This window comes from Thermus sp. CCB_US3_UF1, assembly GCF_000236585.1.
GTDB lineage: Bacteria > Deinococcota > Deinococci > Deinococcales > Thermaceae > Thermus.
Window position 1 is genome coordinate 1,950,596 of the sequence record NC_017278.1, and the last position, 21,397, is coordinate 1,971,992.

Sequence of the window (21,397 nt, forward strand, 5' to 3'; positions counted from 1 at the left end):
TCGCAGTAAGGGTAGGACCCGGCTTCAGGAGGCACAAGCATGAACCAGCTGGAGATCCGCGACCTCTGGGCTTCCATTGACGGCGAGACCATCCTCAAGGGCGTGAACCTGGTGGTCCCCAAGGGCCAGGTGCACGCCCTCATGGGCCCCAACGGGGCGGGCAAGAGCACCCTGGGCAAGATCCTGGCCGGGGACCCCGAGTACACCGTGGAGCGGGGGGAGATCCTCCTGGACGGGGAGAACATCCTGGAGCTCTCCCCCGACGAGCGGGCCCGCAAGGGCCTCTTCCTGGCCTTCCAGTACCCGGTGGAGGTGCCGGGGGTCACCATCGCCAACTTCCTGCGCCTGGCCCTCCAGGCCCGGCTGGGCCGGGAGGTGGGGGTGGCGGAGTTCTGGGGCAAGGTCAAGCGGGCCCTGGAGCTTCTGGATTGGGACGAGGGCTACCTCTCCCGCTACCTCAACGAGGGCTTCTCCGGCGGGGAGAAGAAGCGCAACGAGATCCTGCAGCTTCTGGTCCTCGAGCCCACCTACGCCGTCTTGGACGAGACGGACTCCGGGCTGGACATCGACGCCCTCAAGGTGGTGGCCCGGGGGGTGAACGCCATGCGGGGCCCTGGCTTCGGTGCCCTGGTCATCACCCACTACCAGCGCCTCCTCAACTACATCGTCCCCGACCGGGTGCACGTGATGATGGACGGCAAGGTGGTGGCCGAAGGCGGCCCTGAGCTGGCCCTGGAGCTGGAGGCCAAGGGCTACGAGTGGCTCCGGGGGGTAAAGGAGGGGGCATGAGCGAGGTGGACCTGAAAACCCTGGGGGAGGAGTACAAGTACCACTTCGTGGACGAGGTCCAGCCGGTCTTCGTGGCCGAGCGGGGCCTTACCCGGAGGGTGATTGAGGCCATCAGCTACCACAAGGGCGAGCCCGAGTGGATGCTGAAGTTCCGCCTGCGGGCCCTGGAGATCTTCCAGAAGAAGCCCATGCCCACCTGGGGCCCCGACCTCTCGGGCCTGGACCTGGACAACCTGGTCTACTACGTCAAGCCCGCGGAGGTGCGGGACGCCAAGAGCTGGGAGGAGATCCCCGAGGAAATCCGCCGGACCTACGAGCGCCTGGGCATCCCCGAGGCCGAGCGCAAGGTGCTGGCCGGGGTGGGGGCCCAGTACGACTCGGAGATGGTCTACCACCGGGTGAAGGAGGAGCTGGAGCGGCAGGGGGTCATCTTCGTGGCCATTGAGGAGGGGATGAAGAAGTACGAAGACCTCTTCAAGGAGTACTTCGCCAAGGTGGTTCCCCCTGAGGACAACAAGTTCGCCGCCCTGAACTCCGCCGCCTGGTCCGGGGGCTCCTTCGTCTACATCCCCCCGGGGGTCAAGGTGGAACTCCCCCTCCAGGCCTACTTCCGGGTGAACACCCCCGAGTTCGGGCAGTTTGAGCGCACCCTGATCATCGTGGACGAGGGGGCCGAGGTGCACTACATTGAGGGCTGCACCGCCCCCATGTACTCCACGGAAAGCCTCCACACCGGGGTGATTGAGATTGTGGTCAAGCGGGGGGCCAGAAGCCGCTACACCACCATCCAGAACTGGTCCACCAACATGTACAACCTGGTGACCCAGCGGGCCCTGGTCTACGGGGACGCCTTCCACGAGTGGCTGGACGGGAACCTGGGCTCCAAGGTCACCATGAAGTACCCCTCCAGCTACCTCCTGGAGCCCGGGGCCCGCACGGAGATCCTCTCCATCGCCTTCGCCAAGACCGGGCAGCACCAGGACACCGGGGCCAAGATCATCCTGGGAGCCCCCCACACCTCGGGGACCATCGTTTCCAAGAGCATCTCCAAGGGAGAGGGCCGGGCTAGCTACCGCGGCCTGGTCAAGGTGCTGGACGGGGCCCGGGGGGCCAAGGCCAACGTGGAGTGCGATGCCCTCCTCATTGACCCCGAAAGCCGTACCGACACCTACCCCTACATTGAGATTGAGGAGGACACCGCCCACGTGGGCCACGAGGCCACGGTCTCCAAGATCAACGACGAGCAGATCTTCTACCTCCAGTCCCGGGGCCTCAAGGAGGACGAGGCCGCGGCCCTCATCGTGCGGGGCTTCATTGAGCCCATCGCCAAGGAGCTGCCCCTGGAGTACGCGGTGGAGCTGAATCGGCTCATTGAGCTGGAGATGGAGGGCTCCGTAGGCTAACGGTTCCGGCAAGGGGGCGGGGCCCAAGGGCCCTTCCCCCATGTCCACGCAAGGAGGCAAGATGCAGGTACTGGACAAAACCCGCCTGGAGGCCATCTCCCAGGCCCTTTCCGAGCCCCTATGGCTCCTAGAGAAACGGCTCAAGGCCCTCGAGGCCTTCCTCCGCCTTCCCTACCCCAGCAAGAAGGAGGAAAACTGGCGCTACACCGACCTCTCCGAAGCCCCCCTGGAACAGGAGGTGGAAGCCCCTAGGGGCCTAAAGCTTTCCCGCGACGCCCTCCCCGAGGCGGTGCGGCGCCGCCTGGAAAAGACCGACGTCTCGGGCTTCCTGGTCTTCGTGGGGCCGGACCTGGTCTACGCCGAGGTCCCGGAGGAGCTTCTCGCCAAGGGGCTCGTCTTCACCAGCCTGGCCGAGGCCCTGAAGACCCACCCCCACAAGGTGGAAAGCGCCCTCTTCCAGGGGGTGTACACCGAGGACAAGTTCGCCGCCCTCAACGCCGCCTTCTTCACCCACGGGGCCTTCCTCTACGTGCCCGCGGGCCTCGAGGTGGAAAAGCCCCTGGGGGTCTTCAAGGTCCTCCTGGAAGGCGGGAAGGCCTCGGCAGGCCGCAGCCTCCTCTTCCTGGAGGACAACGCCAAGGCCGCCTACATTGAGGAGTACCTCTCCCCCGACCTCTCCCCCACCTTGCACCTCTCGGCCACGGAGATGCTCCTGCGCCCCGGGGCCCGGCTGCGCCACGCCCACGTGCAGACCTTCGGCGAGGGGGTGTGGCACTTCCACCGGCAACGGGCCCTTCTGGAGCGGGACGCGGCCCTCAACGACCTGGTGGTGAACCTGGGGGGGCGGTACGCCCGGAGCGAGGTGGCCTCCGAGCTCCTGGGCCCCGGGGGGGAAAGCGAGATGCTGGGCCTTTACTTCGGCCACGGGCGGCAGCAGTTTGACCATTACACCCTGCAGCACCACGTGGAGCACCACACCCGCAGCGACCTCCTCTACAAGGGGGCGGTAAAGGACGAGGCCCGGGCCGTCTTCTCCGGCCTCATCAAGCTGGAGCGGGGGGCGCAGAAAACCGACGCCTACCAGGCCAACCGCAACCTCCTCCTCTCCCCCACCGCCCGGGTGGACTCCATCCCCCAGCTGGAGATCGGGGCCAACGACGTGCGCTGCACCCACGGGAGCACCACCGCCCCCGTGGACGAGATGCAGCTCTTTTACCTCCAGTCCCGGGGCCTGCCCCGGACCCTGGCCCAGGAGCTCCTGGTGAAGGCCCACCTGGCCGATGTCCTCACCCGCATCCCCTTGAAGGCCCTCCGGGGCCACATCGAGGGGGTCATTGAGGAAAAGGTGCGCCTCTAGGCATGTGGACCCCGGTAGCCAAGCTGAACGAGCTCCAGGGAGGGCGCCTGGTGGTAAGGCGGCCCGAGCACCGGAGGCCCATCCTCCTCCTTTACACTGGGGAGGAGGTCTTCGCTCTCGAGGACCTCTGCCCCCACGACGATGGCCCCTTGCACGAGGGGGAGCTGGAAGAGGGGCAGATGGTCTGCCCCCGGCACGGGGCCCGCTTTGACCTTCGGACGGGCCGCCAGACCCTCCCCGCCCCCCGCCCGGTGAGGGTCTTCCCCGCCAAGCTGGAGGGGGATACCATCTACCTGGACCTCTAAACCTAAGGGGATAAGCGCCTAAGGCCCTAAGGTTCCCTTGGGGCCTTTTGTCCTTGACAGGGACGCAGGCCAGGACTAGGGTGGGGGATACCCACCCCCCCAGGGGTGGGGGGAGGCGGAACCATGGTGAGGCTCAAGGTGGAAGGGATGACCTGCAACCACTGCGCGATGGCGGTGAAGAAGGCCCTCTTGCGCACCCCCGGGGTGGAGCGGGCCGAGGTGAGCCTGGAAAGGGGCGAGGCCGTGGTGGAGGGGAAGGCGGACCCCATGGCCCTGGTCCGGGCGGTGGAGGAGGAAGGCTACCGGGCCTCCCTGGCGGGGTAGGCGGTGAGGAAGGGCCATCTCCACCTGGACCCCAAGGTGCGGGAAGAGGCACAAAGACGCCTCCTCTCGGCCAAGGGGCACCTGGAAGGGATCCTGCGCATGCTGGAAGACCCCCACGTCTACTGCGTGGACGTGCTGAAGCAAATCAAGGCGGTGGAGGGGGCCCTGGACCGGGTGGGGGAGATGGTCCTAAAGGCCCACCTCAGGGACCACGTGGCCACAGCCCACGAGCGGGGGGATGTGGAGGAGATCGTGGAGGAGCTCATGGAGGCCCTAAAGTACCGCTAAACCCCCAAGGAGGTGTTCCATGCGGTTTGGGATCCTGCTTCTGACCCTGGTCCTTGGCCCAGCCTTGGCCCAGCACGCCCACCCCACCCCCCAGGCGGCGCCGGAAAGGAGCTTCCTCTCCGCCATGATCGCCCACCACGAAGGGGCCTTGGAAATGGCCCGTTACGCCTTGGAGCGGGGTAAGGACAAGGGGGTGCGGGCCTGGGCGGAGGCCATCTTGAAGGAGCAAGCGCGGGAAATGGCCCAGATGCGTTCCTGGTTGGCTAGCCTGGGCGGCCTAGACCCGGAGGCCCACGGGAGCATGCGGGCAGAGATGACGGCCATGATGGGACGCTTGCGGGCAGCCCAGGACCCCGACCGGGCCTTTGTGGAGCTCATGCTCCTCCACCACAAAGGGGCGGTGGAGATGGCCCTAAAGGCCCTCACCATCGCCAAGGACCGGCGCGTCTTGGACCTGGCCCGGGATATCATCCTGGTCCAGGCCAAGGAGATGCACGCCTTCCGCCTATGGCTCTTGAGGTGAAGGTAGGGGTAAAGGGCATGACCTGCGCCGCCTGCGTGGCCCGGGTGGAGCGGGCGCTCAAGCGGGCGGAGGGGGTGGAGGAGGCCCGGGTCAACCTCACCACCGAGGAAGCCTTTTTGCGCCTAGGGGAAGGGGCGGACCTCAAAGCGGTGCTCAAACGGGTGGAGGAGGCGGGCTACGAGCCCGTGGTGGCCCGGGCAGAGATCCCCATCCGGGGTATGACCTGCGCCGCCTGCGCCGCCCGGGTGGAAGGGGCCATTGGCAGGCTCCCCGGGGTGCTCTCGGCCAGGGTCAACCTGGCCACGGAAAGGGCTTGGGTGGAATACCTGCCGGATACCCTGAGCCTGGCCCGGATCCGCCAGGCCATCAGGGAAGCGGGGTACGAGCCCTGGGAAACCCAGGAGGAGGAAAAGAGGGAAGGCCCCACCTACCGGAAGGACCTTTTCCTGGCCCTTCCCTTCGCCCTCCTTACGCTCCTCCTCGCCATGGGGCCCATGCTCCTCCCCCTCCCCCACCTCCCACCCCTCTTCCAGGGCCTGGCCGCCCTCCCCCCCCTCTACGCCGGGCGGCGCTTTTTCCGCCAGGCCTGGGCGGAGGTCCGGCACCGCGCCCTGGGCATGAGCACCCTGGTGGCCCTAGGGGCGGGGAGCGCTTACCTCTACTCCTTCGCCCTCCTCCTTTTTCCCCAGGCCTTCCCCCCGGAGGCCCGCCACCCCTACTTTGAAGCGGGGGCGGTGATCCTGGCCCTGATCCTCCTGGGCAAGCACCTGGAGGAAGGGGCCAAGGGGAAAGCCTCGGAGGCCCTAAAGCGCCTCCTTTCCCTAAGGCCCAAGACCGCCCGGGTGGTGGGGGAAGGGGGGGAAAAGGAGATGCCCGCCGAAGCCCTGATCCCCGGGGACCGGGTGCGGGTCCTTCCCGGGGAGAGGATCCCTGCGGACGGGGTGGTGCTGGAGGGCCGGAGCCACGTGGACGAGTCCCTCCTCACCGGGGAGCCCATCCCCAAGGCCAAGGGGCCGGGGGACGAGGTGGTGGGGGGGACGGTGAACGGGGAGGGGGTCCTCCTCCTGAAGGTGAGCCGGGTGGGGGAGGCCACGGTCCTGGCCCAGATGGCCCGGCTGGTGGGGGAAGCGCAAGGGTACAAGCCCAAGGTGCAGGAGGTGGCGGACCGGATTGCAGCCTTCTTCGTGCCCCTGGTCCTCCTCCTCGCCGCCCTCACCTTTGGGGTTTGGATGCTCCTGGGCCCTGAGCCCCGGCTGGCCTACGCCTTCGCCGCCACCCTTTCCGTTCTCCTCATCGCCTGCCCCTGCGCCATGGGCCTGGCCACCCCGGCGGCCATCGCCGTGGCCACGGGAAGGGCCGCAGGCATGGGCCTCCTCTTCCGCAAGGGAGGGGCCCTCGAGGCCCTGGCCCGGGCGGACACCGTGGTCCTGGACAAGACGGGCACCCTGACCCAAGGCCATCCCACCCTGGGCCGGGTGATGGCCTTTGGCCTGGAGGAAGGGGAGGCTTTGCGCCTGGCCGCCGCCTTGGAGCGGGGAAGCGAACACCCCCTGGCCAAGGCGGTGCTGGAGGCGGCCAAGGACCTCCCCCCCTTGGAGGCCCAGGGGGTGCGGGCCCTCCCCGGGGAGGGGGTGGAGGGGGTTGTGGCGGGCCGGAAGCTCTACCTGGGGGGCCCAGCCCTCATGGCCCGGCTGGGGGTGGCCTTACCCGAGGCCGCCCTGGCCTTGGCCGAGGAGGGGCACACCCCCCTGTACCTGGCCGAGGAGGGCCGGTGCCTGGCGGCCTTCGGGGTCTTGGACCCGCCCAGGCTCGAGGCCCAGAAGGTGGTGGCGGCCCTCAAGGCCCTGGGCCTCCGGCCCATCCTCCTCACCGGGGACCACCCCACCCCCGCGGGGAAGGTGGCGGAGGCCCTGGGGATTGGGGAGGTCTTGGCCGGGGTAAGGCCGGAAGGCAAGGTGGAGGCCATCCGCCGGCTCCAGGCCGAGGGGCGCAAGGTGGTCTTCGTAGGGGACGGGATCAACGACGCCGCCGCCCTGGCCCAGGCGGACGTGGGGGTGGCCATGGGCACGGGCACGGACATCGCCCTGGAGGCGGGGGACCTCGTCCTCCTCTCCCCGAGCCTCTTTGGCCTGGTGAACGCCATCCGCCTGGCCCGCAAGACCCTGGGGGTCATCCACCTGAACTTCTTCTGGGCCTACGCCTACAACGTCCTCCTCATCCCCGTGGCCGCAGGGGCCCTCTACCCCTTCACCGGCCTCCTCCTGAACCCCATGCTGGCGGCTGCGGCCATGAGCCTCTCCAGCCTCTTTGTCCTCAGCAACTCCCTCCGCCTCTTCCGCTTTCCCCCTTACCCTGGGCTAACCGCCACCCCCTAAGCTCGAGGAGGAGGTGCGGAATGATGGCATGGGCGCACGGCATGTACGGGTACGGGCCCCCCATGGGCTGGGGGCTTCTGGGCTGGCTCTACCCCCTATTCCTGGTGGGGCTTCTGGTCCTTGGGGCCTACCTGGTGGCCCGGGCCCTGGCCCCCAAGGGGCAGGACCGGGCCCTAGAGATCCTGAAGGAGCGGTACGCCAAGGGGGAGATCGACAAGGAAACCTTTGAGCGGATGAAGCGGGACCTGGCCTAGGCCCGCCCGGGGTAAACTACGGGGGGAGGGTATCTATGGAAGGCCTGGCCCTGCGCAAAACCCTAGGAGGAAGCCTGGAAGAGGTGCGCGCCCGGGTGGAAGCCGCCCTCAAGGAGGAGGGGTTCGGCATCCTCACCGAGATCGACGTGGCCGGGGTTCTAAAGGCCCGCCTGGGCCTGGAGCACCCCCCTTACCGGATCCTGGGGGCCTGCAACCCTGGCCTCGCCGCCCGGGCCCTCGAGGCCGAGCCCGACCTCGGCCTCCTCCTCCCCTGCAACGTGGTCCTACGGCAGAAGGCGGAGGGGGTGGAGGTCCTGATCCAAGACCCCGAGGGGATGTTCGCCCTCCTGCCCGAGGCGGTGCGCAAGAGGCTGGGCTCCTTGCCCCAGGAGGCGCGGGAGCGCCTGGCCAGGGCCCTGGCCCGGCTAGACTAAGGGCATGGACCTTAGCCACCTACGGGAGGATTTCCCCCTCCTTCGGGAACACCCAGGGCTCGTCTACCTGGACTCCGCCGCCACCAGCCAGAAGCCCAAGCGGGTTCTGGAGGCCCTGGACCGCTACTACCGGGAGCTCAACGCCAACGTCCACCGGGGGGCCTACCGCCTCTCGGTGGCGGCCACGGAAGCCTACGAGGAGGCCCGGCGCCGCCTGGCCCGCTTCCTGAACGCCGAGGAGCGGGAGATCGTCTTCGTGCGCAACACCACCGAGGCCTTGAACCTGGTGGCCTACGCCTGGGGCCTCCGCCACCTCCGGGAGGGGGATGAGGTCCTGGTCACGGAGATGGAGCACCACGCGGGCCTCGTCCCCTGGCACCTGGTGGCGGGGCTCACCGGGGCCAGGGTGAAGGCCATCCCCCTGACCGAGGAGGGCCGCTTGGACCTCTCGGCCCTGGAAGGCCTGCTCACCGAGCGGGTGAAGGTGGTCTCCCTGGTGCACATGTCCAACGTCCTGGGCACCATCAACCCCGTGGCCGCGATCGCGCGGAAGGCCAAGGCGGTGGGGGCCCTGGTGGTGGTGGACGGGGCCCAGTCTGCCCCCCACCTCCCCGTGGACGTGAAGGCCCTGGGGGCGGACTTCTTCGCCCTTTCGGGGCACAAGATGCTGGGGCCCACGGGGGCCGGGGTCTTGTGGGGGCGGTACGAGGTGCTGGAGGGGATGATGCCCTTCCTGGGCGGGGGGGAGATGATCCTGGAGGTCCACGTGGACCGCTCCACCTACGCCAAGCCCCCCCAGCGCTTTGAGGCCGGCACCCCCCCCATCGCCGAGGCCATCGCCCTGGGGGAGGCGGCGGCCTACCTGATGGAGGTGGGGATGGAACGGGTCTTCGCCCACGACCGGGCCCTTTTGGCCTACGCCCTGGAGCGGCTGGAGGAGGTGCCGGGCCTCCGGGTCTACGGGCCCAGGGGCGAGGACCGGGGCGGGGTCATCCCCTTCACCCTGGGCCGCCTCCACGCCCACGATCTGGCCACCTTCCTGGACCAGGAGGGGATCGCCGTGCGGGCTGGGCACCATTGCGCCCAGCCCCTGCACCGGAGGCTAGGCTTGGCCGCCACCGCCCGGGCCAGCTTCTACCTCTACAACACCCGGGAGGATGTGGACCGCCTGGCGGAAGCCCTCCTCAGGATCGAGCACCGCTACCGCGCCTGGATATAATGGGGAGATCCATGAGCGTCCTAGACGAGCTTTACCGGGAGATCATCCTCAAGCACTACCAGAACCCCAAAAACTTCGGCCCCCTCCCCCAGGCCACCAAGACCGCCGGTGGGCTCAACCCTTCCTGCGGGGACCAGGTGGAGGTGATGGTGCGGCTGGAAGGGGATACCATCGCCGAGATCCGCTTCCAGGGGCAGGGGTGCGCCATCAGCACCGCCAGCGCCTCCCTGATGACCGAGCTGGTGAAGGGGAAGCGGGTGGCCGAAGCCCTGGAGCTTGCGCGGAAGTTCCAGGCCATGGTGGTGGAAGGCTCCCCCCCTGACCCCGCCCTGGGGGACCTGGTGGCCCTGGCCGGGGTGGCCAAGCTCCCCGCCCGGGTCAAGTGCGCCACCCTGGCCTGGCACGCCCTGGAGGAGGCCCTGAGGTGAGGCGCTACCCCGCCCACAAGGTAACCCCCCTCCTGGTGCAGCACCCGGACCTGATGCAGGCCTGGAAGGAGGCGGCGGAGGCCGGGCTCCTGCGGGCGGAAGGCCGGGGCAAGGAGAACTTCGTGGTGGTGGCGGACAAGGGCCTCATCGCCCGGCTCAAGGCCTTGGGCCTCGAGGGCGAGCCCACGGAGGAGGCATGAGGGGCCTGGTCTTCCTCCACGCCTTCCCCTACAACCCCCGGATGTGGGAGGGGGAGGTGGCTTACTTCCGCGGGCGGCTCCCCGTCCTGGCCCCCCACTACCTGGGCCTCCCCTTGGCGGAGGCGGCGGAGGGGGTCTTGCGGGAGATGGACGAGACCGGCCTGGAGGAAGCGGTCTTCGTGGGGCTCTCCATGGGGGGGTACCTGATCTTTGAGCTGTGGCGGAGGGCTCCGGAACGCGTCCTGGGCCTGGTCCTGGCCGACACCCGCGCGGGAGCCGACACGGAGGAGGCCCGGAAGAACCGCTACGCCCTGAGGGAGCGGGTGCTGAGGGAAGGGGTGGGCTTCCTCCCCGAGGCCCTCCTCCCCACCCACCTGGGCAGGTCCACCCGGGAAGGGCGGCCCGAGGTGGTGGAAAAGGCGAAGGGCCTCATCCTGGAGGCCAGCCCCGAGGCCGTGGCCGCCAGCCTCCTGGCCCTGGCCCAGCGCCCCGACTCCACCCCCCTCCTCCCGGGGATACGCCGCCCGGCCCTGGTCCTGGTGGGGGAGGAGGACACCCTCACCCCTCCCGAGGAGGCCAAGGCCCTGGCCCGGGCCCTGCCCGAGGCCCGGATGCTCATCCTCCCCGAGGCCGGCCACCTGGCCAACCTAGAAAACCCCAAGGCCTTCCGCACCGCCCTCCTGGGCTTCCTGGCCGAGGTCTTCTAGGGGCTCACTCCGCCTTGGGCTCCCGGGCCATGAGGGCGGAGAGGGCCCGCAGGGGGTCCAGCCCCTCGTAGACCACCTGGTAAACGGCCTTGGCGATGGGCAGCTCGGTCCCCGTCTCCTCCTGCCAGGCCCTAAGGGCCTTCACCGCGTAAAGCCCCTCCACCACCCCCCGGTCCTCCAGCCTCTCCCGGGCCTCCCCCCGCACCAGCCGCTCCCCAGCCCCCCGGTTGCGGGAGTGGAGGCTGTAGGCGGTGGCCAGGAGGTCCCCCAGGCCGGAAAGGCCGTAGAAGGTGGCCTCCTCCCCCCCCAAGGCGGTGCCGAAGCGGACCATCTCCCTGAGGCCCCGGGTGAGGAGGGCGGCCTTGGCGTTATCCCCCAGGCGCAGGCCGTCCACCATCCCCGCCGCCAGGGCCAGAACGTTCTTCAAAGCCCCCCCGAGCTCCACCCCCCTCAGGTCCCGGCTGGTGTAGACGCGGAAGGTGGGCCCGGAGAAAAGCTCCTGGACCCGCTGGGCCAGGGCTTCGGGCCCTGCGGCCACGCTGGCGGTGGGGAGGAAGCGGGCCACCTCCTCCGCGTGGTTGGGTCCGGAGAGGGCGGCCACGGGCCTGCCGGTAAGGGCCCCGATCACCTGGCTGGCCGTGCGCAAGCCCCCTTCCCGGAAGAAAAGGCCCTTGGTGGCGGAGAGGTACCAGGGGGCAGGGGGAAGGCCCTCGAGGGCCTCCTCCAGGGCCTTGGAGGGAAGGGCCACCACGGCGAACTCCGCTCCCGAAAGGGCTTCTTCCGGATCGCTGGTGGGGAAGAGGTAGGCGGGCAGGGCCACCCCGGGCAGGTAGTCCTTGTTCTCCCGGTGGGCCCTTAGGGCCTCGGCCTGCTCCTTGCGCCGGGCCAGGAGGGCGGTGGGGATGCCCTTGCTGGCCAGGAGGACCCCCAGGGCCGTGCCCCAGGCCCCCGCCCCCAGGATGGCCACCTTCATAGGAAAAACCTCACCTCCAAGGCCTCGTACCAGGCGGCCAGAAGGAGAAAGAAGGCCCCCAGGTAGAAGCTGAGGAGGAGGGCCCTAAGCCCCTTGCGGTACCCCTCCCCCCGGGCGGTCTTGGCTAGGAGCACCAGGCCGCCAAAGGTCACCAGGATATAGGCCTGGAGCTCCAGAAGGAGGGTGGGGAGGTGGACCAGAAAGCTTTCCCCCAAAAGGGCCGGGGAAAGGGCGAAGCCGAAGGCAAAGTAGCGGAGAAGGTTCAGGAGCAGGGTGGGAAGGCCCAGGAACAGGGCAGGAAGGAGCCCGGTGAGGAAGAGCCCCTGGCTGAAGTTCCAGTGGAAGATGACCCCGGCCAGGACGGGAAGGCCCTTCCCCATGGCCTCCTCCAGGCCCAGGGCCTCGAGGGCCCCCCCGAAGAGGGTCTGGACCGCCCGGGCCATCGCCGGCATGCCGTAGGCCAGGGCCGCCCCCAGGGCGAAGAGGCCGTAGAGGAGGAGGTTGGTCAGGAGGTAAAGCCGCCTCTCCCCCCGGAGGAGGGCCAAGGCCTCCAGGAACCAGGCCCGGAAGGGGGAAGGGTTGAGGAGCAGGGCGGTCCAAACCAGGGAGAGGAGGATAAACCCCAGGCCCGCCAAGGGGGTGAGGAGGTAGGGGGGAAGGGCCAGGGCCTGGGACCGGAAGTAGACCCGCCGGGCCTCCCCCCCTTCCAGGACCACCACTACCTCCCCCACCTCCTCGCCCACCGAGGCGGGGAAGAAGACCCGTTCCCCCTCCACCCGGGGGCTTTCCAGGTTCACGGAAAGCCCGGGGGGCGGGGGGGGGAAGAGGGCGTAGCGTTCCAGGAGCCTAGGGGCCTCCTCGGGTGGGGCCTTCAGGACCTCCCCCAGGCTAGGGGAAACCTCCCCCCTAAGCCAGCGCTCCACCGCCTGGCGCGCGGCCTCGGGGGAGGCCAAGGCCCAGGAGAGGAGGGCAAGGGCCAGGGGAAGAAGGGCCCGCATCCCCTAGACCTCCTCCAGGGGCACCCCGGCCCGGCACAGGGGACAGGCCCCGGGGGCGTACTGGGGAACCTCCAGGCGGAGCAGGGCCTGGAAGGGCACCCCGAAGGCCACCCCTCCCCCGCTCCGGTCCACGATGGCCCCCACCCCCACCAGGACTCCTCCCCGCGCCTCGGCGGCCCTGATGGCCTTGCGCACGCTCTCCCCGGTGGTCACCACGTCCTCCACCGCCAGGAAGCGGTCCCCGGGGTTGACGGTGAGGCCCTTGCGCAGGGTCATCCCCCCCTGGCCGTCCTTCTCGGCGAAAAGGGCCCGGGCCCCCAGGGCCTTGGCCACCACGAAGGCAAGGACCACCCCGCCCAGGGCGGGTCCGATGACGAAGTCCACCCGCTCCTCCTCAAAGCGCCGGCCCAGGGCCTCCCCCACAGCCTCGGCGTACAGGGGGTGTTGCAGGAGGGCCGCCGACTGCAGGAAAAGGGGGGAGTGAAGCCCCGAGCGCAGGAGGAAGTGGCCCTCCAGAAGGGCCCCCGTCCTGCGGTAAAGGTCTAAAACCTCCATCCCTCCTACTCTACCAAAGCCTCGAGGAAGCCCTCCGCCGCCCTTATGGCCCCCTCCAGGTCCGGCCTACCCCCAGGGTAGAAGAGGGCCCGGCTGGCGGCGTTCAGGAGGCCTGGTCCCCGCACGGGGCTTCCCCCTTGCGCCCCCACCCCCGGCAGGAGGAGGGGCGCATGGGGGGCTACCCTCCGCACCGCGGCCACGGCCTCGGGGTAGGTGGCCCCCACCACCATCCCCACCCGGCTCCAGGGGCCCGCCTCCTCTTCCCCCGCCAAGGCCTCGGCCAGGTACAGGTAAAGGGGCCGGCCCGCCACATCCAGGTCCTGCAGGAAGCCCGAGCCAGGGTTGGAGGTTTTGGCCAGGACGAAGACCGCCCCCCCGGTCTCCTGGGCCGCCCGGAAGAAGGGGCGGAGGGCCTCGAGGCCCAGGTAAGGGTTGAGGGTGAGGGCGCTTCCGGGGAAACGGCGCAGGTAGGCCGCCGCATAGGCCTCGGCGGTGGAACCGATATCCCCCCGCTTGCCGTCAAAGATCACGGGCAGGCCCATCACCCGGGCCCCACTGGCCAGCTCCTCCAAGAGGGCCATCCCCTCCGGGCCCAGGGCCTCAAAAAAGGCCAGCTGGAACTTCACCGCCGCCAAGCGCTTTCCCAAGGCCTCAAAAAGCCCCAGGGCGTAGCGCCGCAGGTGGGCTAGGGGCTCGGGGCCATGAAGCTCCGGCCTAGGATCCACCCCCAGGACCAGGGGGGGACGGGAAAGGGCCTCCAGGAAGTCCATACCCCCCACTATAGCCAAAAGGAAAACCCCCCCAGCGGGGGGGGTTTGGCCGGCGGTTGGCAGGGGGCTTGAAAGCGCGGGAATGGGCTTTGCTCCTTAGAAAGGAGGTGATCCAGCCGCACCTTCCGGTACAGCTACCTTGTTACGACTTCGCCCCAGTCACGGGCCCTACCCTCGGCGCCTGCCCTTAGGCTCCCGGCGACTTCGGGTAAAACCCGCTCCCATGGCGTGACGGGCGGTGTGTACAAGGCCCGGGAACGTATTCACCGCGGCATGGCTGATCCGCGATTACTAGCGATTCCGGCTTCATGGGGTCGGGTTGCAGACCCCAATCCGAACTACGCCCACCTTTCCGCGATTCGCTCCCCGTCACCAGGTCGCAGCGCTCTGTAGTGGGCATTGTAGCACGTGTGTCGCCCAGGCCGTAAGGGCCATGATGACCAGACGTCGTCCCCGCCTTCCTCCTGCTTTCGCAGGCAGTCCCCCTAGAGTGCCCGGCCTCACCCGCTGGCAACTAAGGGCAGGGGTTGCGCTCGTTGCGGGACTTAACCCAACATCTCACGACACGAGCTGACGACGGCCATGCAGCACCTGTGCTAAGGCTCCCCTCACGGGGCACCCCACCCTTTCAGATGGGTTCCCTAGCATGTCAAGGCCTGGTAAGGTTCTTCGCGTTGCTTCGAATTAAACCACATGCTCCACCGCTTGTGCGGGCCCCCGTCAATTCCTTTGAGTTTCAGCCTTGCGGCCGTACTCCCCAGGCGGCGCGCTTATCGCGTTGGCTTCGGCCCCCAGTAAACCCAGAGACCTAGCGCGCATCGTTTAGGGCGTGGACTACCCGGGTATCTAATCCGGTTTGCTCCCCACGCTTTCGCGCCTCAGCGTCACCAATGGGCCAGGTGGCTGCCTTCGCCATCGGCGTTCCTCCCGGTATCTGCGCATTTCACCGCTACTCCGGGAATTCCACCACCCCCTCCCACCGTCTAGCCTGAGCGTATCCCACGCTCCCCCACGGTTGAGCCGTGGTCTTTCACATGGGACGCCCCAGACCGCCTACACGCCCTTTACGCCCAGTAAATCCGGGTAACGCTCGCGCCCTCCGTATTACCGCGGCTGCTGGCACGGAGTTGGCCGGCGCTATTACCTGGGTACCGTCATCCCCCTCATCAGGGCTTTCGTCCCCAGTTCAGGAGTTTACACCCCGAAGGGCTTCCTCCTCCAAGCGGCGTCGCTCCGTCAGGCTTGCGCCCATTGCGGAAGATTCCTAACTGCTGCCTCCCGTAGGAGTGGGGCCCGTGTCTCAGTGCCCCTGTGGCCGGCCATCCTCTCAGACCGGCTACCCGTCGTCGCCTTGGTGGGCTCTTACCCCACCAACTAGCTGATGGGACGCGGGCCCATCCGGAAGCGGGCTCTCACCCTTTAGTCACACCCCACAGGGCGTGACCACATGGGGGATTAGCCTAGGTTTCCCCAGGTTGTCCCCCTCTTCCAGGTAGGTCACCCACGCGTTACTCACCCGTCCGCCGCTGACCATGAGTATCCCCATGGCCCGCCCGACTTGCATGTCTTAGGCACGCCGCCAGCGTTCACCCTGAGCCAGGATCAAACTCTCCAACCAAAAAACGCCTGCGAGGCGTTAGGGTGCTTGCGTTTGCCCTATTCCCGCGCTTTCAAGATCCCCCGCCGGTCCAACCGGCGCAACATTGAATGTACCAGGAAGCCTAGCTTCTGTCAAGATGGGAGGCATGGTGGACCTCCTGGTGGTGGTGCCCCACCCCGACGACGAGACCTTTGGCGCTGGGGGGGCCCTCCTCCTGGCCAAGGAGGAGGGCCTCAGGACCGGGATCCTCTGCCTCACCCGGGGGGAGGCGGGGAGGACCCTAGGGCTTTGCCCCCCAGAGGAGCTGGCCCAGGTGCGCACCGCCGAGCTCAAGCGGGCGGCGGAGGTGCTGGCGGTGGACTACCTCGAGGTCCTCCCCTTCCCCAACGCCCTTCCCCAGGAGGCGGAGGGAGGGGCGAGGGGGAGGGCCTCGGGGCAGGGGCTCCCCGACCGTCCCGAGGCGGCGGGGGCCATCCGGGAAAGGCTTCTGGCCCTAAGGCCCCGCTACGTCCTTACCTTTCCCCCCGACGGGATCAACGGCCACCCCGACCACGTGGCCACCAGCCGCTACGCTGAGGAGGCAGCCAAAGGGCTTGCCCGGCTGGTCTACTTCGTGCGCCCCGAAGGCCCCTGGCGGGTCACCCACCTCCTGCGCCTGCCCGAATGGGCCTTGGCCCGGAAGCTCAAGGCCCTAGCCCAGCACAAGACCCAGGCCCTTTCGGTCCTGGCCTTTTTGGCCAGGCACCCGGAACGGCTTTGGCGGGAAAGTTTCCACCTGGTGGGGGAAGAAGGGTTCAAGGAGGGCCCATGGTGGTAAAACCCCTGGAGCACACCGCCGACGTGGGCTTCCGCCTGGAGGCCGAAAGCCTGGAGGGGCTTTTCCAAGCCGCCCTCCAGGGGCTTTTGGGGGTGATGTTCCTCTTTCCCCCCAAGGGGGGAGGGCGGTACAAGCGCCTCTCCCTCGAGGCCGAGGACCTGGAAACCCTCCTGGTGCGTTTCCTGAACGAGCTGATCTACCTGATCCAGACCCAGGGCTTCGTGCCCGGAAGGGCCAAGGTGCGCATCCTCCCCCAGGAGGGGGGGTACCGCCTCCGGGCCACCCTCTGGGGGGAGCCCTTCCAGGAAACCTTTGGCTTCCAGGGGGAGGTGAAAAGCGCCACCTTCCACGGCCTCAAGGTGGAAAGGGAAGGCGGCGTGTGGCGGGCGCAGGTGATCCTAGACGTGTAGGCCCTGGAGGGCCTGGCGTACCCGGTCCATAAGCCCCGCTTCCACCAGGGCCTTGGCCCGGAGGAGGGCGTTCTTGACCGCCAGGGCGTCGGCGGAGCCGTGGCCGATGAAAACCGCCCCCTCTACCCCGAGAAGGGGCATGGCCCCGTACTGGGAGGGGTCCACCCGGTCCCGGACCCGGCGCAAGGCCCCCCGGGCCAGAAGCGCCCCCAGCCTGGCCCAGGGAGAGGAGGTGAGGGCCTCCTTGATCCAGCCCAGGAGGACCTTGGCCTCCCCTTCGGCCAGCTTCAGGGCCACGTTCCCGGTGAAGCCGTCCGTGACCACCACCTCCGCGGGGCCCAAGAAGATGTCCCGCCCCTCCACGTTGCCGTAGAAGCGCGGGCCCAAGGCCGCCTTGAGCAAGGGGTAGGCCTCGAGGACCAAGGCGTTGCCCTTACCCTCCTCCTCCCCTATGGAGAGGAGCCCCACCCGCGGCGCGGAAAGGCCGTGGGCCTCGGCGTAGGCCAGGCCCATGGCGGCAAACTGCAGCAAAAACCCCGGGCGGCAGTCGGCGTTGGCCCCCCCGTCCAGGAGGAAGGTCCGCCCCTTCTGGCTAGGAAACTCCACCAGGAGGGCGGGCCGCTCCACCCCCTTGACCCGGCCCAGGGTAAAGAGGGCGGCGGCCATGGTGGCCCCGGTGTGGCCCATGGAAACCACCGCCCCCACCTCCCCCCGCTTGAGGAGGTCCATGGCCACCATGATGGAGCTCTCCCGCCGCCTGCGCACCTCGGTGGCGTGCTCCTCCATGCGGATCCAGTCGGAGGCGGGATAGACGGGCAGGCTGGCCCCGTGGCGGGAAAGCTCCTCCTTAAGCCGGCCCTCCTCCCCCACCAGGAGGACCTCCACCCCTTCCCTGGCCGCCCACAGGGCCCCCTGGACCGTAACCCCGGGGGCCCGGTCCCCCCCCATGGCATCCAGGGCGATCCTCATGCCGTGGCCGGCAGGTGCTTCTGGATCTTGGCCTCAAAGTTGCGCTTGGGCTGGGCCCCCACCAGGACCTCCACGGGCTGGCCGTTTTTGAACAGGATGACGGTGGGGATGCTCATCACCCGGAAGCGCATGGCCGTCTTGGGGTTCTCGTCCACGTCCAGCTTGGCCACCACCAGCTTCCCCTCGTACTCCTTGGCCAGCTCCTCCAGGATGGGGGCGATCATCCTGCACGGGGCGCACCACTCCGCCCAGAAGTCCACCAGGACCAGGGGATGCCCACCCAGGGTGTCGTCAAAGGTGGCGTCGGTAACCTCAATGGGCTTCGCCATACCCTTCTACTCTAAAGCAAAACCCCTGGGGGATAAACCCCCAAGGGGCGCAAAACCCAGGCTAGCGCTTCCTCTTGCCGCCCTTCTTGCCCTTGCCGCCCCCGCCAAACCCCCCTGTGCCCCGGAGGAAGCTTTTTAGCTTGTTTTCAAACTCGGGGGACTGCTTGGGCAGCCGCCTTGGCCTGGGGGGCGGTGCCCCCTCGGGGGCAGGGGTGAGGTCCTTGATGGAGAGGTCCAGCCGCCCTTTGGCGTCCCGGCCCTTGACCATGACCTGGACGATATCCCCCTCGTTGAGGAAATCCCGGACGTTTTTCACGAACTCGTGGGCGATCTGGGAGATGTGCACCAGGCCCTGCTCGCCGCCCGGAAGCTCCACAAAGGCGCCAAACTCCGTTACCCGCACCACGCGGCCCTCTACGATGCTTCCCGCTTCTATCTCCACTTTCCTTCTCCTCGCGCGGTGTTGCCCGCGATGCCCCCACTATAGCACAAGGGGACGGACCCCCGAGGGGTCCAAAGCGGCCAGGAGCTCGGCAAAGGTCCTCCCCAACACCGGGTGACGGCCCTGGGGAACCAGGTCGCAAAGGGGCACCAGGACAAAGGCCCGCTGGTGGAGCCGGGGGTGGGGCACCTCCAAGCCCTCTTCCTTTAGGACCCGGTCCCCGTAAAGGAGGAGGTCCAGGTCCACGGTACGGGGACCCCAGGGCTCCCGCCGCACCCGCCCCAGGGCCTGCTCTATGCCCAGGAGGGCCTCCAGGAGGGCCCGGGGGGGGAGGCGGGTCTCCAGCTCCGCCACCAGGTTCAGGTAGGGGGGCTGGGGCGGGCCCACGGGGTCCGTCTCGTACACGGGGGAAAGCCGCAGGAGCTGGGTTTCCGGCAGGCGGGAGAGGCGGGAAAGGGCCTGAAGGAGGTAGGCGGCCCGGTCCCCCAGGTTGCCGCCCAAGGCCACGTACGCCAACACCCCTAGAGTCTATCCGGTTGACACCCCGCCCAAACCCCCCTACCCTGAGGAGGAGATGGCCGCCTGGGGCAAAACCTAAAGGGCCTGGGAAGCCTGGCTTCCCGGGCCCGCCCGGGGCCTTTTCTTTATGGGGGTCAGCATGGTCAGGGAAACGGAAGCGTGGCGGGACCTTCTGCAGGCGGAGAAGACCCTGGACTCGGGGGTATACCACAAGCACGACCTCCTCCTGGTACGGGGCCAGGGGGCTAGGGTCTGGGACGCGGAGGGCAACGTTTACATCGACTGCGTGGGCGGCTACGGGGTAGCCAACCTAGGGCACGCCAACCCCGAGGTGGTGGAGGCCATCCAGCGCCAGGCGGAAATCCTCCTCTCCATGCCCCAGACCCTCCCCACCCCCACCCGGGGGGAGTTTTACCGCGCCCTGGTCTCCCTCCTGCCCCCAGAGCTCAACCGGGTCTTCCCCACCAACTCCGGCACCGAGGCCAACGAGGCCGCCATCAAGTTCGCCTGGGCCCACACCGGGAGGCGGAAGCTGGTGGCCGCCATGCGGGGGTTTTCCGGGCGCACCCTAGGGAGCCTTTCCGTCACCTGGGAGCCCAAGTACCGGGAGCCCTTCCTGCCCCTTTTGGGCCCGGTGGAGTTCATCCCCTACAACGACGTGGAGGCTCTGAAGAAGGCGGTGGACGAGGAAACAGCAGCGGTGATCCTCGAGCCCGTCCAGGGGGAAGGCGGGGTACGCCCGGCAACCCCCGAGTTCCTCCAAGCTGCCCGGGAGGTAACCCGGGAAAAGGGAGCCCTTCTCATCCTGGACGAGATCCAGACCGGTATGGGGCGCACGGGAAAGCGTTTCGCCTTTGAGCACTACGGGGTGGTGCCCGACATCCTCACCCTGGCCAAGGCCCTGGGGGGCGGGGTGCCCATCGGGGCGGCGGTGATGCGGGAGGAGGTGGCCCGGAGCATGCCCAAAGGGGGCCACGGCACCACCTTTGGCGGCAACCCCCTGGCCATGGCCGCGGGGGTGGCCGCCCTGCGCTACCTGGAGCGCACCCGGCTTTGGGAGCGGGCGGCGGAGCTTGGCCCCTGGTTCATGGATAAGCTTCGGGAAATACCCTCCCCCAAGGTGCGGGAGGTGCGGGGCCTGGGGCTTATGGTGGGCCTGGAGCTCAAGGAGAAGGCCGCCCCCTACATTGAGCGCCTGGAGAAGGAGCACCGGGTTCTCACCCTCCAGGCCGGGCCCACGGTGATCCGCTTCCTGCCCCCCCTGGTCATTGAGCGGGAGGAGCTTGCCCAGGTGGTGGAGGCCGTGCGGGCCGTGCTCCTGGCATGAGGGCCGTGGATCCCGTGGCTTTCCTCAAGGGCGCCCTGGAGATCCCCTCCCCCTCGGGCGGGGAGCGCCCCGTGGCCGAGTACCTGGCCGAGGGGATGGGCAAGCTGGGGCTTAAGGCCTTTGTGGACGAGGCCGACAACGCCCGGGGCCAGGTGGGCCAGGGCCCCATTCAGGTGGTCCTCCTGGGGCACATCGACACCGTCCCCGGGGTGGTGCCCGTGCGGCTGGAGGGGGGGAGGCTCTTTGGCCGGGGGGCGGTGGACGCCAAGGGGCCCTTTGTGGCCATGATCTTCGCCGCCGCTGGCCTTTCGGAAAGGGCCCGGGAGCGGCTCACGGTGCACCTGGTGGGGGCCACGGAGGAGGAGGCCCCAAGCTCCAAGGGGGCCCGCTTCGTGGCCCCCCGCCTCAAGCCCCACTACGCGGTGATCGGGGAGCCCTCGGGCTGGGAGGGGATCACCCTGGGGTACAAGGGGCGGCTTCTGGTGCGGGCGCGAAGGGAGAAGGACCATTTCCACTCCGCCCACCACGAGCCCAACGCCGCCGAGGAGCTCATCAGCTACTTCGTGGCCATCAAGGCCTGGGCCGAAGCCATGAACGTGGGGCAGCGGCCCTTTGACCAGGTGCAGTACACCCTCCGGGACTTCAAGGTCCACCCCGCCGAGCTGCGGCAGGCGGCGGAGATGTTCTTTGACCTGCGCCTGCCCCCCCGGCTTCCCCCAGAGGAGGCCATCCGCCACCTCACCGCCTACGCCCCCCCCACCATTGAGCTGGAGTTCTTTGGCCGCGAGGTGCCCTACCTGGGGCCCAAGGACACCCCCCTTACCCGGGCCCTGCGCCGGGGGATCCGCAAGGCCGGGGGGAGGCCGGTTTTCAAGCTGAAGACCGGCACCAGCGACATGAACGTCCTGGCCCCCCACTGGCCGGTGCCCATGGTGGCCTACGGGCCCGGGGACTCCACCCTGGACCACACCCCTTACGAGCACGTGGAGGTGGAGGAGTTCCTGCGGGGGATTGAGGCCCTGCGGGAGGCCCTCGAGGCCCTGGCCGAAACGCACACCGCCGGGATAAACCCGGACTAAACT

General features: G+C 68.7%; 26 protein-coding genes and 1 rRNA gene. 18 read left to right on the top strand and 9 right to left on the bottom strand.

The genetic code is table 11. From position 1 onward, the window contains the following. Positions 1–39: 39 nt before the first annotated feature. The 14 genes from sufC to TCCBUS3UF1_RS09745 all read left to right on the top strand — a co-directional run bounded on the left by sufC (position 40) and on the right by TCCBUS3UF1_RS09745 (position 10,606). Positions 40–789, top strand: coding sequence for a Fe-S cluster assembly ATPase SufC (gene sufC, locus TCCBUS3UF1_RS09680; protein WP_014516327.1), 750 nt, complete (start codon positions 40–42; stop codon positions 787–789). After that, the gene (gene sufB / locus TCCBUS3UF1_RS09685; protein WP_014516328.1) at positions 786–2,192 is read left to right on the top strand and encodes a Fe-S cluster assembly protein SufB; all 1,407 of its coding nucleotides are present in this window, start codon (positions 786–788) and stop codon (positions 2,190–2,192) included. The genes sufC and sufB overlap by 4 nt, the downstream gene beginning before the upstream one ends. A 61-nt stretch (positions 2,193–2,253) precedes the next feature. Continuing rightward, positions 2,254–3,549, top strand: coding sequence for a Fe-S cluster assembly protein SufD (sufD, locus tag TCCBUS3UF1_RS09690; RefSeq protein ID WP_014516329.1), 1,296 nt, complete (start codon positions 2,254–2,256; stop codon positions 3,547–3,549). Between the two features lie 2 nt (positions 3,550–3,551). Further along, positions 3,552–3,854, top strand: coding sequence for a Rieske (2Fe-2S) protein (locus TCCBUS3UF1_RS09695; protein ID WP_014516330.1), 303 nt, complete (start codon positions 3,552–3,554; stop codon positions 3,852–3,854). Between the two features lie 123 nt (positions 3,855–3,977). Then, positions 3,978–4,178 carry a heavy-metal-associated domain-containing protein gene (locus tag TCCBUS3UF1_RS09700; protein WP_014516331.1) on the top strand — a complete coding sequence of 67 codons (201 nt, stop codon included), beginning with the start codon at positions 3,978–3,980 and terminating at the stop codon, positions 4,176–4,178. 3 nt (positions 4,179–4,181) lie between these two features. Then, complete coding sequence (locus TCCBUS3UF1_RS09705; protein ID WP_014516332.1) at positions 4,182–4,466, top strand: metal-sensitive transcriptional regulator; 285 nt, start codon at positions 4,182–4,184, stop codon at positions 4,464–4,466. Between the two features lie 19 nt (positions 4,467–4,485). Continuing rightward, entirely contained in the window at positions 4,486–4,989 is a 504-nt protein-coding gene (locus TCCBUS3UF1_RS09710) for a DUF305 domain-containing protein (protein WP_014516333.1), read from the top strand. Continuing rightward, positions 4,974–7,364 carry a heavy metal translocating P-type ATPase gene (locus TCCBUS3UF1_RS09715; protein WP_014516334.1) on the top strand — a complete coding sequence of 797 codons (2,391 nt, stop codon included), beginning with the start codon at positions 4,974–4,976 and terminating at the stop codon, positions 7,362–7,364. Before TCCBUS3UF1_RS09710 ends, TCCBUS3UF1_RS09715 begins: the two co-directional genes overlap by 16 nt. Positions 7,365–7,384: 20 nt before the next feature. Beyond that, the gene (locus tag TCCBUS3UF1_RS09720; protein ID WP_014516335.1) at positions 7,385–7,618 is read left to right on the top strand and encodes an SHOCT domain-containing protein; all 234 of its coding nucleotides are present in this window, start codon (positions 7,385–7,387) and stop codon (positions 7,616–7,618) included. A 35-nt stretch (positions 7,619–7,653) separates the two neighbouring features. Beyond that, positions 7,654–8,052, top strand: a complete 399-nt coding sequence (locus tag TCCBUS3UF1_RS09725; protein WP_014516336.1) for a DUF302 domain-containing protein — start codon at positions 7,654–7,656, stop codon at positions 8,050–8,052. A gap of 4 nt (positions 8,053–8,056) precedes the next feature. Beyond that, positions 8,057–9,271, top strand: coding sequence for a cysteine desulfurase (locus tag TCCBUS3UF1_RS09730; protein WP_014516337.1), 1,215 nt, complete (start codon positions 8,057–8,059; stop codon positions 9,269–9,271). Between the two features lie 11 nt (positions 9,272–9,282). Next, a complete protein-coding gene (sufU, locus tag TCCBUS3UF1_RS09735; protein WP_014516338.1) occupies positions 9,283–9,699 on the top strand; it encodes a Fe-S cluster assembly sulfur transfer protein SufU in 417 nt (138 codons plus the stop codon). Next, complete coding sequence (locus TCCBUS3UF1_RS09740) at positions 9,696–9,899, top strand: hypothetical protein (RefSeq protein WP_014516339.1); 204 nt, start codon at positions 9,696–9,698, stop codon at positions 9,897–9,899. The genes sufU and TCCBUS3UF1_RS09740 overlap by 4 nt, the downstream gene beginning before the upstream one ends. Further along, positions 9,896–10,606, top strand: coding sequence for an alpha/beta fold hydrolase (locus tag TCCBUS3UF1_RS09745; RefSeq protein WP_014516340.1), 711 nt, complete (start codon positions 9,896–9,898; stop codon positions 10,604–10,606). Before TCCBUS3UF1_RS09740 ends, TCCBUS3UF1_RS09745 begins: the two co-directional genes overlap by 4 nt. A gap of 4 nt (positions 10,607–10,610) precedes the next feature. On the opposite strand, the gene TCCBUS3UF1_RS09750 is transcribed toward TCCBUS3UF1_RS09745, so the two are convergent. The 5 genes from TCCBUS3UF1_RS09750 to TCCBUS3UF1_RS09770 form a co-directional block, all read right to left on the bottom strand. Further along, a complete protein-coding gene (locus TCCBUS3UF1_RS09750) occupies positions 10,611–11,579 on the bottom strand; it encodes an NAD(P)H-dependent glycerol-3-phosphate dehydrogenase (RefSeq protein ID WP_014516341.1) in 969 nt (322 codons plus the stop codon). Beyond that, positions 11,576–12,577 carry a hypothetical protein gene (locus TCCBUS3UF1_RS09755; protein ID WP_014516342.1) on the bottom strand — a complete coding sequence of 334 codons (1,002 nt, stop codon included), beginning with the start codon at positions 12,575–12,577 and terminating at the stop codon, positions 11,576–11,578. Before TCCBUS3UF1_RS09755 ends, TCCBUS3UF1_RS09750 begins: the two co-directional genes overlap by 4 nt. 3 nt (positions 12,578–12,580) lie before the next feature. Continuing rightward, positions 12,581–13,132, bottom strand: a complete 552-nt coding sequence (gene pyrE, locus TCCBUS3UF1_RS09760) for an orotate phosphoribosyltransferase (RefSeq protein ID WP_014516343.1) — start codon at positions 13,130–13,132, stop codon at positions 12,581–12,583. Positions 13,133–13,137: 5 nt separating this feature from the next. Further along, positions 13,138–13,902, bottom strand: a complete 765-nt coding sequence (gene pyrF / locus TCCBUS3UF1_RS09765; RefSeq protein WP_014516344.1) for an orotidine-5'-phosphate decarboxylase — start codon at positions 13,900–13,902, stop codon at positions 13,138–13,140. A gap of 100 nt (positions 13,903–14,002) precedes the next feature. After that, positions 14,003–15,520, bottom strand: a 16S ribosomal RNA gene (locus TCCBUS3UF1_RS09770). Positions 15,521–15,650: 130 nt separating this feature from the next. Between TCCBUS3UF1_RS09770 and TCCBUS3UF1_RS09775 the strand changes: the two genes are divergently transcribed. Further along, positions 15,651–16,319 (top strand): PIG-L deacetylase family protein, encoded by a 669-nt coding sequence (locus TCCBUS3UF1_RS09775; protein ID WP_014516345.1) that lies wholly within the window; start codon positions 15,651–15,653, stop codon positions 16,317–16,319. Next, positions 16,310–16,729, top strand: coding sequence for an archease (locus TCCBUS3UF1_RS09780; RefSeq protein WP_014516346.1), 420 nt, complete (start codon positions 16,310–16,312; stop codon positions 16,727–16,729). The genes TCCBUS3UF1_RS09775 and TCCBUS3UF1_RS09780 overlap by 10 nt, the downstream gene beginning before the upstream one ends. Here TCCBUS3UF1_RS09780 and plsX read toward each other — a convergent pair. From plsX to folK, 4 genes are all read right to left on the bottom strand, one after another. After that, complete coding sequence (gene plsX / locus TCCBUS3UF1_RS09785; protein WP_014516347.1) at positions 16,718–17,698, bottom strand: phosphate acyltransferase PlsX; 981 nt, start codon at positions 17,696–17,698, stop codon at positions 16,718–16,720. The genes TCCBUS3UF1_RS09780 and plsX overlap by 12 nt on opposite strands. Continuing rightward, positions 17,695–18,027, bottom strand: coding sequence for a thioredoxin (trxA, locus tag TCCBUS3UF1_RS09790; protein ID WP_014516348.1), 333 nt, complete (start codon positions 18,025–18,027; stop codon positions 17,695–17,697). Before trxA ends, plsX begins: the two co-directional genes overlap by 4 nt. Before the next feature lie 61 nt (positions 18,028–18,088). Next, positions 18,089–18,469 carry an RNA-binding protein S1 gene (locus TCCBUS3UF1_RS09795; RefSeq protein WP_014516349.1) on the bottom strand — a complete coding sequence of 127 codons (381 nt, stop codon included), beginning with the start codon at positions 18,467–18,469 and terminating at the stop codon, positions 18,089–18,091. Between the two features lie 39 nt (positions 18,470–18,508). Continuing rightward, the gene (gene folK, locus TCCBUS3UF1_RS09800) at positions 18,509–18,988 is read right to left on the bottom strand and encodes a 2-amino-4-hydroxy-6-hydroxymethyldihydropteridine diphosphokinase (protein ID WP_014516350.1); all 480 of its coding nucleotides are present in this window, start codon (positions 18,986–18,988) and stop codon (positions 18,509–18,511) included. Between the two features lie 139 nt (positions 18,989–19,127). On the opposite strand from folK, the gene lysJ reads away from it, so the two are divergent. Further along, the gene (lysJ, locus tag TCCBUS3UF1_RS09805; RefSeq protein ID WP_014516351.1) at positions 19,128–20,315 is read left to right on the top strand and encodes a [LysW]-aminoadipate semialdehyde transaminase LysJ; all 1,188 of its coding nucleotides are present in this window, start codon (positions 19,128–19,130) and stop codon (positions 20,313–20,315) included. Beyond that, complete coding sequence (locus tag TCCBUS3UF1_RS09810) at positions 20,312–21,394, top strand: [LysW]-lysine hydrolase (RefSeq protein WP_041433877.1); 1,083 nt, start codon at positions 20,312–20,314, stop codon at positions 21,392–21,394. The genes lysJ and TCCBUS3UF1_RS09810 overlap by 4 nt, the downstream gene beginning before the upstream one ends. The last annotated feature ends 3 nt before the right edge of the window (positions 21,395–21,397 follow it).

Excerpts from the sequence above, each read along its gene's own strand:
- sufC (WP_014516327.1), top strand. The coding sequence starts at position 40 with ATGAACCAGCTGGAGATCCGCGACCTCTGGGCTTCCATTGACGGCGAG.
- sufB (WP_014516328.1), top strand. The coding sequence starts at position 786 with ATGAGCGAGGTGGACCTGAAAACCCTGGGGGAGGAGTACAAGTACCAC.
- sufD (WP_014516329.1), top strand. The coding sequence starts at position 2,254 with ATGCAGGTACTGGACAAAACCCGCCTGGAGGCCATCTCCCAGGCCCTT.
- TCCBUS3UF1_RS09695 (WP_014516330.1), top strand. The coding sequence starts at position 3,552 with ATGTGGACCCCGGTAGCCAAGCTGAACGAGCTCCAGGGAGGGCGCCTG.
- TCCBUS3UF1_RS09700 (WP_014516331.1), top strand. The coding sequence starts at position 3,978 with ATGGTGAGGCTCAAGGTGGAAGGGATGACCTGCAACCACTGCGCGATG.
- TCCBUS3UF1_RS09710 (WP_014516333.1), top strand. The coding sequence starts at position 4,486 with ATGCGGTTTGGGATCCTGCTTCTGACCCTGGTCCTTGGCCCAGCCTTG.
- TCCBUS3UF1_RS09715 (WP_014516334.1), top strand. The coding sequence starts at position 4,974 with ATGGCTCTTGAGGTGAAGGTAGGGGTAAAGGGCATGACCTGCGCCGCC.
- TCCBUS3UF1_RS09720 (WP_014516335.1), top strand. The coding sequence starts at position 7,385 with ATGATGGCATGGGCGCACGGCATGTACGGGTACGGGCCCCCCATGGGC.
- TCCBUS3UF1_RS09725 (WP_014516336.1), top strand. The coding sequence starts at position 7,654 with ATGGAAGGCCTGGCCCTGCGCAAAACCCTAGGAGGAAGCCTGGAAGAG.
- TCCBUS3UF1_RS09730 (WP_014516337.1), top strand. The coding sequence starts at position 8,057 with ATGGACCTTAGCCACCTACGGGAGGATTTCCCCCTCCTTCGGGAACAC.
- sufU (WP_014516338.1), top strand. The coding sequence starts at position 9,283 with ATGAGCGTCCTAGACGAGCTTTACCGGGAGATCATCCTCAAGCACTAC.
- TCCBUS3UF1_RS09745 (WP_014516340.1), top strand. The coding sequence starts at position 9,896 with ATGAGGGGCCTGGTCTTCCTCCACGCCTTCCCCTACAACCCCCGGATG.
- TCCBUS3UF1_RS09750 (WP_014516341.1), bottom strand. The coding sequence starts at position 11,579 with ATGAAGGTGGCCATCCTGGGGGCGGGGGCCTGGGGCACGGCCCTGGGG.
- TCCBUS3UF1_RS09755 (WP_014516342.1), bottom strand. The coding sequence starts at position 12,577 with ATGCGGGCCCTTCTTCCCCTGGCCCTTGCCCTCCTCTCCTGGGCCTTG.
- pyrE (WP_014516343.1), bottom strand. The coding sequence starts at position 13,132 with ATGGAGGTTTTAGACCTTTACCGCAGGACGGGGGCCCTTCTGGAGGGC.
- pyrF (WP_014516344.1), bottom strand. The coding sequence starts at position 13,902 with ATGGACTTCCTGGAGGCCCTTTCCCGTCCCCCCCTGGTCCTGGGGGTG.
- TCCBUS3UF1_RS09780 (WP_014516346.1), top strand. The coding sequence starts at position 16,310 with ATGGTGGTAAAACCCCTGGAGCACACCGCCGACGTGGGCTTCCGCCTG.
- plsX (WP_014516347.1), bottom strand. The coding sequence starts at position 17,698 with ATGAGGATCGCCCTGGATGCCATGGGGGGGGACCGGGCCCCCGGGGTT.
- trxA (WP_014516348.1), bottom strand. The coding sequence starts at position 18,027 with ATGGCGAAGCCCATTGAGGTTACCGACGCCACCTTTGACGACACCCTG.
- lysJ (WP_014516351.1), top strand. The coding sequence starts at position 19,128 with ATGGTCAGGGAAACGGAAGCGTGGCGGGACCTTCTGCAGGCGGAGAAG.
- TCCBUS3UF1_RS09810 (WP_041433877.1), top strand. The coding sequence starts at position 20,312 with ATGAGGGCCGTGGATCCCGTGGCTTTCCTCAAGGGCGCCCTGGAGATC.